Source organism: Microbacterium sp. MYb54 (assembly GCF_002979515.1).
Classification (GTDB): domain Bacteria; phylum Actinomycetota; class Actinomycetes; order Actinomycetales; family Microbacteriaceae; genus Microbacterium.
Window position 1 is genome coordinate 35,817 of the sequence record NZ_PCPA01000014.1, and the last position, 16,112, is coordinate 51,928.

Here is a 16,112-nt window from a genome sequence, read left to right on the forward strand (position 1 = left end):
ATGACAATGACCCCCGAGCAGGCAGCCTGGTTCCAGGGCACCTTCCAGCGTCTCGTCGACAACATCGACAAGGCCGTGCAGGGCAAGCAGGAGATCGTCGGACTCGTGCTGGCCTCGATGCTCGCCGAGGGGCACGTGCTCCTCGAGGATGCACCGGGTACGGGCAAGACGAGCCTCGCCAAGGCGCTCGCGGCGACCGTGCAGGGCACCAGCACGCGCATTCAGTTCACGCCCGACCTGCTCCCGTCCGACGTCACCGGCGTGACGATCTACGACCAGCAGTCGCACAAGTTCGAGTTCCACAAGGGCCCGATCTTCGCGTCGATCGTGCTGGCGGACGAGATCAACCGCGCGTCGCCGAAGACCCAGTCGGCGTTGCTCGAGGTCATGGAGGAGTCGCGGGTCACGGTCGACGGCGTCACGCACGAGGCCGGGCGTCCGTTCCTCGTGATCGCCACGCAGAACCCGATCGAGCAGGCCGGCACGTACAAGCTGCCCGAGGCTCAGCTCGACCGCTTCCTGATCAAGACCTCGATCGGCTACCCCGACCTCGCCGTCACGGAGAGCATTCTCGCCGGAGCATCCGACCGCAACCCGTCGGCCGGCCTCTCCGCGATCATCACGACCAGCGCCGTCGCCGATATGGCCGACCTCGCCGCCACCGTGCACGTCGAGCCCGCGCTGCTGCGCTACGTCGCCGAGCTCGCCGAGGCGACCCGCGAGGACGGTGCGATCCGTCTCGGCGTCTCGGTGCGTGGTGCGATCGCGATGATCCGCCTCGCGAAGGTGTGGGCTGCGGCGCAGGGACGCCACTTCGTGCTCCCCGACGACATCAAGGCGCTCGCGCGTCCGGTCTGGCAGCACCGTCTGCTGCTCGACGCCGAGGCCGAGTTCGCCGGCACGAGCAGCGACGTCGTGATCGCTCGCGTGCTCGACGGGGTGGCGGCGCCTCAGGCCAGAGCGGCGGCCTGATGACCGCGGAGGCCCTTCAGGCGTCGACGCCCCAGACGGAACGCGACGCCGGATGGCGTGACATCGCGGCCGTCGTCGGTGCGCGCATCCTGACGCGTCTCCGGAAGATCGCCTCGGCGATCCGGCCACTGGCCTGGGTGCTGATGGCCCTCGCCGTCGGGTTCTGGGTGCTCGGGCAGGTTGCCGGATGGTCGGAGTTCACCATCGCCGCAGTGGTCATCGCGATCGCCGTCGCCCTGTGCGCGCTGTTCCTGATCGGTCGCACCGCCTACGACGTCGCGCTCGACCTCGCTCGCACCCGCGTCGTCGTGGGAGAGCGCGCGGTCGGCGCCCTGACCCTCGCCAACCGCGGCACCAGGGCGATCCTGCCCTCGCGGGTCGTGCTCCCGGTCGGCTCCGGTCGCGGTGAATTCGGCATCCAGCGGCTCGCGCCGGGGGAGGAGGCGGAGGAGCTCTTCGCGATCCCGACCCAGAAGCGCGGCGTGGTCAAGGTGGGGCCGGTGAGTGTCGTCCGAGGCGACCCGCTCGGCCTCTTCGAACGGGCGCACCGCCGCGACGACCCGGTCGATCTCTTCGTGCACCCGCGCACCGTGCTGTTCGACGGTCAGTCGCTCGGGTACCTGCGCGACCTCGAGGGGCTGCCGGCGGCCGACCTGTCTCGCGACGACGTCTCGTTCCACGCGCTGCTGGAGTACCAGCCGGGAGATGACCTGCGCCATGTGCACTGGCGCTCCACTGCCCGCACCGGCACGATGATGGTCCGCCAGTACGAGGAGACCCGGCGCTCGCACTTCGTGATCGGCCTGTCGCGGTCGATCGCCGAATACGCGACGGCCGATGACTTCGAGCTCGGGATCTCGGCTGCGGGGTCGATCGGTCTTCGCGCGCTCCGCGACTCGCAGCGCGTCGACATCCGCGTGCAGGGCCGTGAGCTGCCTTCGGGTACCGGCAAGCAGCTGCTCGACTCCCTCTCGGCAGTCGAGAACAGCAAGGCGAAGGAGGGCGGGATCGCCGAGCTCGCCGGAGTCGTGTCCGCCACCATGCCGTTGGCGAGCGTGGTCGTCCTGGTGTGCGGCGCGCGTGTGCGCTCCGAAGACCTCCGTCTCGCCTGCGCGCGCCTGCCCTTCGGCGCCAGGGTTCTCGTCGTCGTCGCCGACACCACCGCGTCCGCTCCGGCCCTTCGACGCATCGGCGATGCCGACGTCGTCACGATCGGTGCGCTCGAACAGATTCCGCTCGCTCTGCAGAAGGTGCTCGCATGACCGCGCCCTCCACCGCGTCCGGCGCTCTCGGCCTGCGTCGCTGGATCCTCGACCTGGGGGCGACGGCGCTCCTGGTCGTCACCGCCCTCATCGGCTTCTGGCCGACGTTCGCTGGTCCTTCCTTCCTCCCGGCCGTCGTCGGCGGCATCCTGATCGGCCTCGCGATCGCGGCCGTCGCGACCTGGCGGCGCTGGGGCATCCTGATCATCACCGCCCTCACGGTCGGGGCGTACTTCGTGTTCGGTGGCGCGCTCGCACTGCCGCAGACCGCGATCCTCGGATTCATCCCGACGCTCGAGACGCTGCAGAAGCTCGCACTGGGCACCGTCACCGCCTGGAAGCAGATGCTCACGACCGTCGCCCCGGTGGCGGCGGCAGACGGGCACCTCATCGTCCCGTTCCTGCTCGCGCTCGTGGTCACGACTCTGACCGCCTCGCTCGCGCTGCGCTTGTCGCAGGTGGCCTGGGCGCTGATCCCGGCCGGCGTCCTGCTCATGCTCGTGATCGCGCTCGGCACCCCCGAACCCGCCTTCCCCCTCGTGCAGGGGCTCGTGTTCGCGGTCGTGAGCATGTCGTGGCTCGCGCTGCGCCAGCTGTGGGCCCCGCAGAACACGGCCGTCTCGGTGAGCGAGGTCGATCCCTCCCGCGCTGCACACATGCGCACCCGACGCCTGCTCGCCGGTGTCGCCGTGCTGGCCATCGCTGGGGGCGCCGGTGTCGCCGCGAGCGCGGTCGCGACTCCCACGCAGCCTCGGCACGTGTTCCGCGACGTCATCATCCCCCCGTTCGACATCCGCGACTATCCGAGCCCGCTGCAGGCATTCCGCAAGAACGTGCGCGACGAGGCGGACAAGACGCTCTTCACGGTGCAGGGTCTGCCCAAGGGTGCGCGTGTTCGCACGGCTGTGATGGATCAGTTCGACGGCATGGTCTACAACGTCACCGACGGCGGAGCCACCTCGTCGAGCGCCTTCACACCGCTGCGCTCGAACATGTCACCCGATGCCGCAGGGGTGCCGGTGACGCTCAACATCGCGATCGACACGTACCGGGGTGTGTGGGTGCCGACAGCGGGAGAGCTGTCGGAGATCAGCTTCTCGGGCGACGACGCGGAGCAGCTGCGCCGCAGCACCTACGTGAACACCGCGACGGGTACCGCGGTCGCGACGACGAAGCTGACCAAGGGCGACGAGTACACGGTGGACGCCGTGATACCCACCGTGCCGGACGACGAGCAGCTGGCCGAGGTGGAGTTCGGCAAGGTGTCGATGCCGAAGCCCAGCAACGTGCCGGAGGAGCTCACCGCACTCGCGGCCGAGACCGTGTCGGGCGCCGAGACGCCGATCGAGCAGGTGCGGGCGCTGGAGAACCTCCTCGCCAAGGAAGGCTTCTTCAGCCACGGGCTGGAGGGCGAGGTCATCTCCAGAGCCGGACACACCGCCGAGCGCATCTCGACCCTGATCGGCGGGGAGCAGATGATCGGCGACGACGAGCAGTACGCGGTCGCCATGGCGCTGCTGGCCGGACAGATCGGCATCCCTGCTCGAGTCGTCATGGGCTACTACCCCGATGAGGAGCAGTCGGGCGAAGCCGTGTTCGCCGCCACCGGCGACAACGTGCACGCCTGGGTCGAGGTCAACTTCGAGGGCATCGGATGGGTGACCTTCAACCCGACCCCTCCCGAAGACCAGGTGCCCAACGACCAGAACACGAAGCCGCGCGTCGATCCGAAGCCCCAGGTGCTGCAGCCGCCGCCTCCGCCGCAGGAGCCCGTCGACCTGCCGCCCACCCTGCCCGATGACCGCGAGGGCGAAGACGAGTCCCTGAACATCGCCGGCATCATCGGCGCGATCCTCGCGATCGGCGGCATCTCGCTCGCTGTCATCGCCCTGCTCGCATCGCCGTTCATCGTGATCGGTGCGTGGAAGGCGGCGAAGCGTCGTTCCCGGCGTGCTGCCGCGCGTACCGCCGACCGCATCAGCGGAGGATGGGACGAGCTGACCGATCGCGCCGTCGACTACGGCGCGCGCCTCACCCCCGGCGGCACCCGCACCGAAGAGGCAGCGGTCGTGGCCACTGCTCTCACGGTGCCGCAGGTGACCGCGCTCGCCGAACGCGCCGACGCCGATGTGTTCGGACCGGCCGAGCCGAGCCCGAACGACGTCGAGTCGTTCTGGCACGAGGTCGACGAGATCGTCGGCGGGCTCGGAAAGGATGCCGGCTTCTGGAAGCGCATCAAGGCGCGACTGAGCCTGCGGTCCCTGATCGGCGGCACCGCGATCTCGAGCGGACTCCAGAATCTGAAGGAAGCTGCGGCCGTGCGCGTTCGCCGCGAACCTGGCACCATCAAGAACAGCACGACGCCCCCGTCCTCCGAGAGCGAGACCCCATGACGCAGCCCGCGCCCGACCAGATCGCGCCGGTCTCCCGTCGCGCAGTCGCCTACATCATCGACGCCCTGATCGCCGGGGGCCTCGCGATCGTGCTCGGCGGCGGACTCCTCGTCGCCGTGCCCCTCGCCGGCAGCGTCGAGGGCGGCCTCGGAATCCTGATGATCGGCGGTCCGCTGGTGAGCCTGGTGCTCCTCGGCTGGTTCTTCGTCTACACGGTGATGCAGGCGGGTGGTGGCTCGATCGGCATGCGGGCCCAGGGCCTGCGACTCGTCTCGGCTACGGATGGGAGCCCGCTCGGCTTCGGACGCACGCTGCTGCGGAATGTCATCTTCGGCCTCGCCGCATCCGTCGTCGTCGGTTACTTCACCCCGCTCTTCGACGGATCCGGGCGGTTTCAGGGGTGGCACGACAAGGTCGCCGGCGCCCTGATGCTGGATGCGCGAGTGTCGGGCCCCCTCGAGTCGACGGCTGTCGCACCCGCCGCTGTGCCTGCTTCCGCCGTTCCGGCCGGCCGCTCGACGCCGACGGCCGCGCCGGCGATCCCGGGCATTCCGCAGCCGGTGGCGGCTCCGGCGGCTCCGGTGGCCGATGCGGGGTCGCTCATCGCCTTCGTGCCCGGCATCACACAGGACGCACCTGTCCGCCCGGCGCCGGCTGCGGAGCCCGCGCTCGACGCGACCATCCAGCAGCATCCGTCTGCGCCGCCCGTGCCTCCTGCCCCCGTGCTCCCCGCCTCGGCGCCATCCGTCGAGCCGGCGCCTCTCGCACCGGCAGCGTCGTCAGAACCGGCAGCGCCGGTCGCACTCGATGAGGACGACCTGGAAGACACCCGCATCAGCGTGCCGGGGCACCGTCTCGTCTTCACGTGGGACGACGGCACACGCGTCTCGGTCTCACGACGCACGATCTTCGGTCGCAACCCCGCGCCCGAAGAGGGTGCGACCCTGGTTCCGGTGCGCGACGAGACGCTCTCGCTCTCCAAGACGCACTTCGAAGCAGCGGCGGAGACCTCCGGCGGGTGGGTATTGGATCGACACTCCACGAACGGGATGACCATCGTTCGCGAAGGGCAGCGGATCGCCTGCCCCGCGGGCCAGCGCGTGCCGGTGCGTCTGGGAGATGCCATCGAGATCGGTGACCGCATCGTGACGATCGGCGGATACGCATGAGGCCAGGACTGCTCGTCTCCACCGGGTCGGCGACGCACCCGGGACTGCGCCGCGCACTGAACGAAGACGCGCATCTGGCGTCGGCTCCGATCTTCCTCGTCGCCGACGGGATGGGCGGGCACGAGGCCGGCGAGCGTGCGAGCGCTGCCGTCATCGCCGAGTTCGCGCGCTACATCGGACGCGAGTCGCTCGTGCTCGACGATGTGCGTCATGCGCTCTCCCTGTCGAGGGAGAGCGTCGAGGAGCTGTCCACGTCCGGCAACGGACGCGCGGGGACCACGCTCAGCGGCGTGGTCATCGCCTCGGTCGACGGCATGGGCTACTGGCTCGCGCTCAACATCGGCGACTCGCGCACCTACCGCTTCGCCGACGGCGAGCTGGAGCAGATCAGCGTCGACCACTCCGTGGTGCAGGAGCTGATCGAGTCGGGTGAGCTCAGCGTCGAGGACGCCGTCTCCGACCGCCGCCGGAACATCATCACCAGGGCGATCGGGGCGAGCAGCACGGGAGACGCCGACTACTGGATGTTCCCCGCCGAACTCGGCGACCGGATCCTGGTGTGCTCGGACGGGCTCACCTCCGAGGTGTCGGACGTCCGTATCCGTGAGGTCCTGAAAGCCGAGTCGGATCCGCAGAAGGCCGCAGACGTGCTCACCGCCGATGCGGTCAGCGCCGGAGGCAGGGATAACATCACCGTGCTCGTCATCGACGCCGTCTCCGTCGCCTCGCGACCGGGCACACTGATGGCCACCGATACGGACATCGATCTGGACACGCGTCCACGAGAAGCCGCAGCAGGAGGGGTTCGCTGATGCAGACCATCTACCGACCGGGACAGTGGTACCTGATCGTCATCCCCGGAGCGCTCGTCGCCCTGCCGCCCGATGTTCCCGGCGACGTCGTCGCACGGCTGTGGGAGCGGATGCCGGAGGAGAAGACCCTCGCGACCGTCGTCGACGTGCTCACGACGCACGTCGGCGGTTCCTTCACGTCGCTGCCGTCGTTCGTCGCTGCGGTCGCCGAGGGTGCCGATGTCCGCATCGCCCTCCGCGGTGAAGTGTCCGCACACGTCACCACCCCGTCCGAGTCGCTCGAGCTCTCCGGTGCCGAGGTCACGACCTGGAACGAGCGCTTCATCGGGGGTGCGACGAAGGTCGAGATCACGGTCGAGACCACGGCTGACGCTGATGGCCTCCCCGTGCAGAGCGGCATCGTGCGGGCGGCGGTTGTGAGTGCCGAGCTCGAACTGAGCGACGCCGATCCGCTGCCCGCCGCACTCGGACCGGCCCCGGTCGTGGTCGCCGCCCCTGGTGTGTTCGAGCAGGTCGTCGTCGAGCCTGTCGCCGAGCCCGAGCCCGAGCCCGAGCCCGAGCCCGAGCCCGAGCCCGAGCCGCTCCCAGTGATCGAAGACGCCTTCCTGCCGCCCAACGAGGCGACGCTCGCTCCGCCCATCGACGACGACTTCGACCAGCTGTGGGGCGCGACCGTGCACTCCGCCGGTGCCGCGGTTCCTGCACCGGTCGTACCGATCGTGGTCGAGGGCGACCACGACGGCGCGACCGTCTCGGCCGCAGACCTCCGCGCGCTCCGCCAGCAGCCGCCCGCCGCGAACGACGCCCCGACGGAGGTGCTCGATGTCGCCCCGGCGGCGGTGGCTGCGGCATCGGTCGGTCGCATCCGGCTGTCCACCGGTCAGGTGGCCTCGCTCGATCGCACCGTGATCATCGGACGCCGCCCGCGATCGACGCGTGCCTCGGGTGCCAACCTGCCGCACCTGATCGCCGTCGAGAGCCCGCAGCAGGACATCTCGCGCAGCCACCTCGAGGTCAGGCCGGAGGGCGACACCGTGGTGGTCATCGACCTGCACACCACGAACGGATCCACTCTGCTCCGCCCCGGGGCCGACCCCGTTCGGCTGCACCCCGGCGAGCAGACGCTCGTGCTCTCCGGCGATGTGGTCGATCTCGGCGACGGCGTGACCGTCGCGTTCGAGGACCTCCCGTGACGCGTCGCCCCTCACCGCCGCCGGACCTTCCCGGCTTCACCTATGTGGAGCCGTTGGGCACCGGTGGTTTCGCAGACGTATTCCTGTACGAGCAGGAGATGCCGCGCCGTCGGGTCGCGGTGAAGGTGCTGCTCGCCGATCGCATCTCCAGCGCCTCGGCGCAGGAGTTCGCCGACGAGGCGAACGTCATGGCCATGCTGTCGACGCATCCCGCGATCGTCACGATCTACCAGGCGGGTGTCGCCGGCGACGGTCGCCCCTACCTGGTGATGGAGTACTGCCCGCGGCCCAACCTCCAGCTCCGCGCGCGGAAGGATCCCTTCTCGGTCGCCGAGGCTCTGCGGGTGGGCGTGCAGGTGGCGGGGGCCGTCGAGACGGCGCACCGCGCCGGTGTGCTGCACCGCGACATCAAGCCGGCCAACATCCTCGTCACCGAATACAACCGGCCGGCGCTCACCGACTTCGGCATCGCCTCGACGACGGGTGCCACCGGCGAGGCATCGGGCATGTCCATCCCGTGGTCGCCGCCCGAGTCGTTCGCCGAGCCGCCGCAGAGCGGACCCCGCACGGATGTGTGGGCGCTGGGGGCGACGCTGTACACCCTGCTCGCCGGACGCTCGCCGTTCGAGCGACCGGGGGAGCGCAACTCGAGCGCCGACCTCATCGAACGCATCGAGCGTGCAGCGTTGCCCTCGATGAAGAGGCCGGATTCGCCGGACAGCCTGCAGCGACTGCTGGAGCGGTCGATGGCGAAGAACCCGGACGACCGCTTCCCCAGCGCCGTGGCGTTCGCGCGGGCGCTGCAGAAGGTGCAGATCGAGCTCTCCCACTCGGTGACCCCGATCGACATCGTCGACGATCACCCGCCCGCAGAAGACCTGGACGACGACGGCGACGGTCTCACCCGGGTGCGGGAGATCGTCAGCATCGATCCCGACATGGCGTCGTTCACGCGCCCTTCGGCGACCACGCAGCGGAAGGATCCCCCTGCACCGTTGTCGGGGATGCCTCGTTTCGATCCGCCGGCTGCCGAGGAACCGCCGGTCGAGCAGACGCAGTTGCGTGTGCCGACCTCCGCTGCGGCGCCATCGCCCGCCCCCGGAGCCGATGACCGGACGATCGCGCGCGCACCGATGGTCGTCGCACCTGTCGCGTCCGTGCCGCCGCCGATGGTGCCGGGTGACCCTGTCGCGAGCCCGGCAGTGCCGGAGCCTCCACGCAGTCGCAAGGGCCTGTGGATCACGCTCGTCGCTGCGGGCGTCGTGCTCGTGGTCGGCGGGATCGTCGGACTGAACTTCCTTGCTGCCGGGATCGCTCCCGAAGCGCAGGAGACCGCTCAGGCGGTCGATCCGAAGGATGTCGGCACGGATGTCGTGCCGAAGGTCACCGAGGTCGCCGGCACGCGCGAGGGCGACCGGATCGTCTTCACCTGGACCAATCCGAGCCCGCTCGACGGCGACTCGTACATCTGGTCGCAGGTCGTCGTCTCCGGCGAGGTCGAGCAGCAGCAGACCACGGATCCGACCGCCACGGTTGCCGCGGAAGCCGGCACGGTCTGCATCGATGTGATGCTGCGGCGCGACGACGGCCGCGCATCCGAGATCGTACGGGGGTGCGTGGAGTGAGTGCTGAAGGTGGTGTGACCCTCGAATTCGCGGGGGAGTACTTCCCCATCCGTCGGGGCGGCCGGTTCATCGTCGGGCGCGAGGGAGACCTCGAACTCGACGACAACCTGTTCCTGCACCGTCATTTCCTGGAGATCTCCGACGCCGACGGGCTGTGGTGGCTGTCGAACGTCGGCACCCGGCTCACCGCGACCGTCACCGACTCCGCAGGCGGCGTTCAGGCCTGGCTCGCCCCCGGGGCGCGACTGCCTCTGGTGTTCGAGACGACCACGGTCGTGTTCAGCGCGGGGCCGACGACGTACGAGCTCACACTGCACGCGGCGGAGCCGACGTTCCGCGCGACCAGGCGCGAGCACGACGATGGCGGGGCCTCGACGATCGGCGATGTTCCGTTGACCCTCAGCCAGAAGCTCCTCATCCTCGCGCTCGCGGAGCCGCAGCTGCGCAGGGACGGCACCGGGATGAGCGAGATCCCCACCTCGGCGAAGGCTGCGGAGAGGCTCGGATGGACCGTCACCCGGTTCAACCGCAAGCTCGACAACGTGTGCGACAAGTTCGACCGGATCGGAGTGCCCGGCATGCGCGGCGGACAGCGCAGCTTCGCGACCAACCGACGTGCACGCCTGGTCGAGCACGTGATCGCCTCACGCCTGGTCGGCAAGAGCGACCTGCCGCTGCTCGACACCGCGCACGCCGTCGACGAGGTCGAGGGAGAGCAGGAGTGATCTGGGAGATCGACGACCACACTCCCGAGGTCGAAGGACTCGACGCGCACGGTCGTCCCGACCCCGCGTATGCGGAGGCGCTGGGGCTGCGTGCAGCGGGGCGGGGCCCGCGAGTGCTGGCGTCGCTGATCGAGCTCGCAGTGGCCGTGGTCATCGCGCTCCCGGCCATCATCGCGCTGACACCGGTGCTCGTGCAGGCGGCGTCGGGCGAGTTCGACCCGGAGAAGTTCTTCGCACGGGATGACCTGGTGTGGCTCATCGTGGCCGCCGCCGTCTCACAGGGCCTGATGATCGCCTACGTCGTGGTTCAGCTCGTGCTGCACGGTCGCAAGGGTGTGACGCTCGGCAAAGCGGTGTGCGGCATCCGCTCCATCAACGTGCGCACGCTCGAGCGCCCCGGCTTCTGGCGCGGTGCAGTGGTCCGGTATCTCGTCGCTTGGGCGTCGTTCATCGTCCCGCTCATCGGTCCGGTGCTGGTGATCATGCTCTCACCGCTCTTCGACATCGAGCGACGAGGGCGGGGATGGCTCGATCTCGCCGCCGCCACCTGGTTCGTCGATGTTCGTGGTGGGCTGAACCCCTATGACCAGAAGCGCATGCGCATCGCGCGCAAGCGCGTGAAGACGCCCGAGCACGAGGAGAAGGCACCGCTGCCCTCGCTCGCGACGCCGATGCATCGTGACGCTCCGGCCGAGTATGTCCCGAGGGCGCGTCTCTCCGGCGGCGTCATCGGCGCGCACCGTTCCGCCTCGGGCCCCGCGGCCGAGCAACCGGATGCCCCCGCTCCCGGTTCGATGGTGTCTGCCGTGCCGCCCTCTTTGGCCACGGGCGCCCCGGTCCCTGCCGCGTTCGCACCTCCTGCGCCGGCCGCTCCGGCTCCTGCTTCTGTTCCGGCCGCTCCGGCTCCTGCTCCAGCGCCGGCCGTTCCGGCCCCAGCACCGGCCGCGCCGGCGCCTGCCGTCCAGGCTCCGCCCGCGCCCGCGCCCGCGCCCGCTCCGGCACCCGCAGTCCAGGATCCTTCCGCGCCCCCACGCGAGCCTCGTCCACAGGCACCCGCAGGGGTGCGCGCGATCCTCGTGCTCGACACCGGGGAGCGCATCGAAGTGCGCGGGACGACGCTGTTCGGGCGTGCACCGAGTGCCGCGGCGGGCGAGGGCGAAGCACTCCTGGTGCCGGTGGTCGACGACACGCGCTCGGTGTCGAAGACGCATATCGCGGTGATGCCCGCTCGACGCGGCGTCTTCATCGTCGACCGCGCCTCGACCAACGGCAGCGCGATCGTCCGGGAAGGCGCCGAGACGGCGCTGTCGGCCGGACACCCCGCCGAATTGCAGACCGGGGACACGGTGCGCTTCGGCGACCGGTCCCTGCTGGTGGAGTGGGTATGACCCTGAGCAGTGAGATGCGCCCTCGGCGCGGTGAGGACGACCGATGAGAGTCAAGCTGACCCTGCGTCGACCCGCAGCACCCCTGACCGACGTCGTCGTGATGGCGGATTCGACGGCGACCATCGCCGACGTCGCCCGCCAGATCGCCACGAGCGATCCGGCACGCAGCATCGTTGCGGGGCCCGCAGATGTGCTCACGTTGTCTGTGGCGCCGCCGACCAGCGAGCAGCTCACGATGCTCAATCCCGACCTGCTCGTCGGTGACGCTCCGATCGGTTCCGGCTTCCTCGCCGAAGTGGTCAATGTCGGACCGAACCGGGCATCGGCGGGGGGCGCGGGTGCCCGTCCGGCCGCCGTGCTCACGGTCGTCGCCGGTCCGGCGGCCGGCCAGGAGTTCCCCCTGCCGATCGGCCACTTCCTGATCGGTCGGGATGCGGCGAACGATGTCACGATCGCCGATCCGCTCGTCTCGAAGCGGCACGCGAGGATCGAGGTCGCGTCGACATTCGTCGAGCTGGTCGACCTGAACTCGGCGAACGGCATCCTCGTCGACGGCGGCCTCGTGCAGCGGCTCCGGGTGATTCCCGGTCAGACCTTCGCGCTCGGCGACTGCGAGTTCGTCGTGCACATGGTCAGCGACTTCGACGGCTCCGCCTCAGGCGACCCGGTGCTCGAACGCGGCGGGGCGCTGCTGTTCAACCGCAGCCCGCGCGTCGAGGAGCGGTTCGCGGGCGAAGACCTCGACGAGCCCCGTTACCCGCGCGATCAGGTGCAGCGGCTGTTCCCCTGGCCGATGCTGGTGGCGCCGATCCTGCTCGGGCTCGCGATCTTCGCGATGAGCGAGAATCCGCGCTCGCTGCTCATCGTCTTCATGTCGCCGCTGATGATGTTCGGAAACTTCATCTCGCAGAAGACCAATCTCGGTCAGCGGCTGCGCAAGGAGGAGGAGTCCTTCGAGGAGCAGTTCGAGCGTCTTGAGGAGAAGCTCTACCACGCGCACCCCCGCGAGCGGGAGGTCCGTCACAACGAGGTGCCGGCGGTCGCTGTCGTGTTCGACGAGGCGATGCGGCTCGGACCGCTGCTGTGGACGCGCCGCCCCGAGCACTGGAACTTCCTCTCGCTGCGGCTCGGCGTGTGCGAGGACGAGGCGCGCACGCGCATCAAGCGCACCGAGACCCCCGAGGCGCTCGTCGAGTACGTGGAGCGCGTCGACCGTCTCGAAGAGCGCTACAAGATGATCCCCGACGTACCGATCCTGGAGTCGCTGCAGAGCGTCGGATCCATCGGCGTCGCCGGGCCCACCTCGCTCGCGAGCGATGCCCTGCGCGGCATCGCGGTGCAGCTGTTCGGCATGCATTCGCCCAACGAGCTCGTCACCGTCGCGCTCACCGAGCCGGGCTGGGCGAACGAGCTCGACTGGCTGAAGTGGCTTCCGCACACCTCCAGCGAGCGCAGTCCGTTCAAGGACGTGTCGCTCGCCGACTCGGCCTCCACAGGCGCCGCCCTGCTCAGCGGTCTCGAGGAGATCGTGCTGCGGCGGTCGCGCGAGGCGAAGTCGCAGCGCCCGCCCTACGGCGACGACTGGGATCCGATGCTGTACGGCACCGACGTCAAGCGCGCGGCCGAGGATGCGACGTTCCCCGGGCAGACGGCGATCCTGGTGATCGTCACGAACGACGCCCCGGTCGACCGCGCCCGGCTGACGCAGATCCTCGAACGCGGAGCGGACGTGGGCGTCTACGGACTCTTCGTCGCCCCGGTGGTCGCGGCCCTCCCCGCTGCGTGCCGCACCTTCGTCGACGTCAGCGCCGGGCTCGACCACGCCACCGTCGGCACCGTCCGCAGCGGCGTCGGGTACTCCGACGTGCAGGTCGAGGGCGTGTCGCACGCGTACATGACGATGCTCGCCAAGCGCCTGGCGCCGGTCGTGGACTCCAGCACCGTCATCGAGGACTCCTCCGACATCCCCAACTCGGTGAGCTTCCTGTCGCTCGTCGGCTCCGAGGTCGCGGAGGATCCGAACGCGGTGATCGACCGCTGGCGGCAGAACAACACGATCATCGACCGCTCCGGCGCCCCGCAGTCACGGCTCAAGAAGGCCGGCAACCTGCGCGCCATCATCGGCCAGTCGCAGACCGATGCGATGACGCTCGACCTGCGCACGCAGGGTCCGCACGCGCTCGTCGGCGGTACGACCGGTGCCGGCAAGAGCGAGTTCCTGCAGGCCTGGGTGCTCGGCATGGCGGCCGCGCACAGCCCCGATCGCGTCACGTTCCTCTTCGTCGACTACAAGGGCGGTTCCGCGTTCGCCGACTGCGTCGACCTGCCGCACACGGTGGGTCTCGTCACCGACCTGAGCCCGCATCTGGTGCGTCGTGCCCTGACCAGCCTGCGGGCCGAGCTGCACCACCGCGAGCACCTGTTCAACCGCAAGAAGGCCAAAGACCTCCTCGAGCTCGAGAAGCGCCGCGACCCCGAGACGCCGCCGGCCCTGGTGCTCGTGATCGACGAGTTCGCCGCGCTCGCCGGCGAGGTGCCGGAGTTCGTGGACGGCGTCGTCGATATCGCCCAGCGCGGCCGCTCCCTCGGCATCCACCTGATCATGGCGACGCAGCGTCCGGCCGGTGTCATCAAGGACAATCTGCGCGCCAACACCAACCTGCGCGTCGCTCTGCGCATGGCCGACGAGTCGGACTCGAAGGACGTGGTGGACGACCCGGTAGCTGCATCCTTCCCGCCGTCCCTTCCGGGGCGCGGCATCGCGAAGACCGGTCCTGGACGCCTTGTGCCGTTCCAGTCGGCGTATGCGGGCGGATGGACCACGGATGAGGCCCAGGTCGCCGAGGTGCGGGTGGCGGAGCTGCGGTTCGGGTCGATCCAGACCTGGGAGGCCGAGCAGGCTCCGGAGTCGGACTCCCACGACGAGGACCTCGGGCCGAACGATCAGAAGCGCATCGTCGCCGCCCTCGTCAGCGCCGCCGCTCACGCGTCGATTCCGGCGCCCCGTCGGCCGTGGCTCGACGACCTGGAGCGCGCCGTCGACATCCGCGACCTGCCCGTCCACGGCGACGGACGCATCCTGCTCGGCAAGATGGACGTCCCCGAGCGGCAGTTGCAGGAGCCGGCGTACTTCCACCCCGACAAGGACGGCTCGCTGCTCGTGTACGGCACCAGCGGCTCCGGCAAGTCGACGGTGCTGCGCACGCTCGCGATCGCGGCCGGCTTCGACGGGGCCCGCTCGAACGTCGAGGTGTACGGACTCGACTTCGGATCCGGATCCCTCAAGAGCCTGGAGGTGCTTCCGCATGTCGGATCGATCATCTCCGGCGACGACGCGGAGCGCGTGCAGCGCATCCTGCGCTCACTCGCCCGCGTGCTCGATGATCGAGGCAAGCGGTTCAGCGCGGCGAACGCGTCGAGCCTCACGGAGTACCGCGAGATCACCGGGAAGGCCGAGTCGCGCATCCTGCTGCTGATCGACGGCTTCCCGCAGTTCCGCGGCGAGTGGGAGTCGACGACGGCGCGGATGCCGTTCTACCAGACCTTCATGCGCATCCTCGGCGAGGGACGCCCGCTCGGCGTGCACGTGATCGCGAGCGCCGACCGCTCGGGTTCCGTGCCGACGGCGGTCAGCGCCAACGTGTCACGGCGCGTGGTCCTGCGGCTCTCCGACGAGTCCGGCTACGCGATGCTCAACGCCCCCAAGGACGTGCTTGATGAGCGCTCGGCCCCTGGGCGCGCGATCGTCGACGGTCTCGAGACGCAGATCGCGACGCTCGGCGGCACGCCCAACGTCGCTGAGCAGACGAAGCTCCTCGATCAGCTCGCGGCCGAGCTCCGCGCCGGAGGTGCGCGGGAGGTGGCCGAGATCGGCGCGCTGCCGACGCGACTCTCCGTGCGCGACCTCCCGGACCGGATCGGCGAGTTCCCCGTGCTCGGCGTCGCGGAAGACACGCTGGCGCCGCGCGAGTTCGATCCCGTCGGGACGTTCGTGGTCGCCGGGCCGCCGCTGTCGGGCAAAACGACCGCCCTCAAGGGGATCATCACGTCGATGCGAAGGCTCGACCCCGAGATCAAGCTGTTCCACTTCGGCGGGCGGCGAGCCCAGCTCAAGGGCTATGTCGACTGGACGCGGAGCGCGGTCACACCGGAGGACGCGAAGGAGCTCGCGAAGGAGATCGCCGAGATCGCCGTCGACGAGACCGTGCCGGTGCGGATGCTCATCGTCGTCGAAGATGTGCCCCAGTTCGCGGACGGCCCGGCCGAGCGCGAGATGAAGGCGCTCTTCCAGGCGATCAACCGCAGCGACCACCTGCTCGTGGGCGACGCCGACGTCACGCAGGTGACCAGTGGCTTCGGCTTCATCGGTGATTTCAAGGCCGGTCGCAAGGGCATCATCCTCAAGCCGGATGCGTTCGACGGCGACGCGATCTTCAAGGTCCCGTTCCCGAAGGTCAAGCGCACCGACTTCCCCGATGGCCGAGGCATCTTCGTGCAAGCGGGACGCCAGGTCACGGTACAGCTGCCACTCATCGAAGGAGACACATGGACGCCCGTCCGCTGAGCGCGAGCG

The 16,112-nt window shown here is 69.8% G+C and carries 10 protein-coding genes; all 10 read left to right on the top strand.

Going from position 1 to position 16,112, the window contains the following annotated elements; genetic code table 11:
• From CQ040_RS14670 to CQ040_RS14715, 10 genes are read left to right on the top strand one after another with little or no spacing between them, the layout of a single operon-like run.
• Entirely contained in the window at positions 1-972 is a 972-nt protein-coding gene (locus CQ040_RS14670) for a MoxR family ATPase (RefSeq protein ID WP_028503204.1), read from the top strand.
• Positions 972-2,234, top strand: a complete 1,263-nt coding sequence (locus CQ040_RS14675; protein WP_105527481.1) for a DUF58 domain-containing protein — start codon at positions 972-974, stop codon at positions 2,232-2,234. The genes CQ040_RS14670 and CQ040_RS14675 overlap by 1 nt, the downstream gene beginning before the upstream one ends.
• Positions 2,231-4,627, top strand: coding sequence for a transglutaminase domain-containing protein (locus tag CQ040_RS14680; RefSeq protein ID WP_105527480.1), 2,397 nt, complete (start codon positions 2,231-2,233; stop codon positions 4,625-4,627). Before CQ040_RS14675 ends, CQ040_RS14680 begins: the two co-directional genes overlap by 4 nt.
• Positions 4,624-5,796, top strand: coding sequence for an RDD family protein (locus CQ040_RS14685; protein ID WP_105720494.1), 1,173 nt, complete (start codon positions 4,624-4,626; stop codon positions 5,794-5,796). The genes CQ040_RS14680 and CQ040_RS14685 overlap by 4 nt, the downstream gene beginning before the upstream one ends.
• Positions 5,793-6,608 (top strand): PP2C family serine/threonine-protein phosphatase, encoded by an 816-nt coding sequence (locus CQ040_RS14690; RefSeq protein ID WP_105528644.1) that lies wholly within the window; start codon positions 5,793-5,795, stop codon positions 6,606-6,608. Before CQ040_RS14685 ends, CQ040_RS14690 begins: the two co-directional genes overlap by 4 nt.
• Positions 6,608-7,801, top strand: coding sequence for an FHA domain-containing protein (locus CQ040_RS14695; RefSeq protein WP_105528643.1), 1,194 nt, complete (start codon positions 6,608-6,610; stop codon positions 7,799-7,801). Before CQ040_RS14690 ends, CQ040_RS14695 begins: the two co-directional genes overlap by 1 nt.
• Positions 7,798-9,426 (top strand): serine/threonine-protein kinase, encoded by a 1,629-nt coding sequence (locus CQ040_RS14700; RefSeq protein ID WP_105528642.1) that lies wholly within the window; start codon positions 7,798-7,800, stop codon positions 9,424-9,426. Before CQ040_RS14695 ends, CQ040_RS14700 begins: the two co-directional genes overlap by 4 nt.
• A 14-nt stretch (positions 9,427-9,440) precedes the next feature.
• On the top strand, positions 9,441-10,151 hold the full coding sequence (locus tag CQ040_RS14705) for a hypothetical protein (RefSeq protein WP_258131723.1): 711 nt from the start codon (positions 9,441-9,443) through the stop codon (positions 10,149-10,151).
• Positions 10,148-11,539, top strand: coding sequence for an RDD family protein (locus tag CQ040_RS14710; RefSeq protein WP_105528640.1), 1,392 nt, complete (start codon positions 10,148-10,150; stop codon positions 11,537-11,539). The genes CQ040_RS14705 and CQ040_RS14710 overlap by 4 nt, the downstream gene beginning before the upstream one ends.
• A 43-nt stretch (positions 11,540-11,582) precedes the next feature.
• Positions 11,583-16,103, top strand: coding sequence for an FtsK/SpoIIIE domain-containing protein (locus CQ040_RS14715; RefSeq protein ID WP_105528639.1), 4,521 nt, complete (start codon positions 11,583-11,585; stop codon positions 16,101-16,103).
• Positions 16,104-16,112 lie beyond the last annotated feature (9 nt).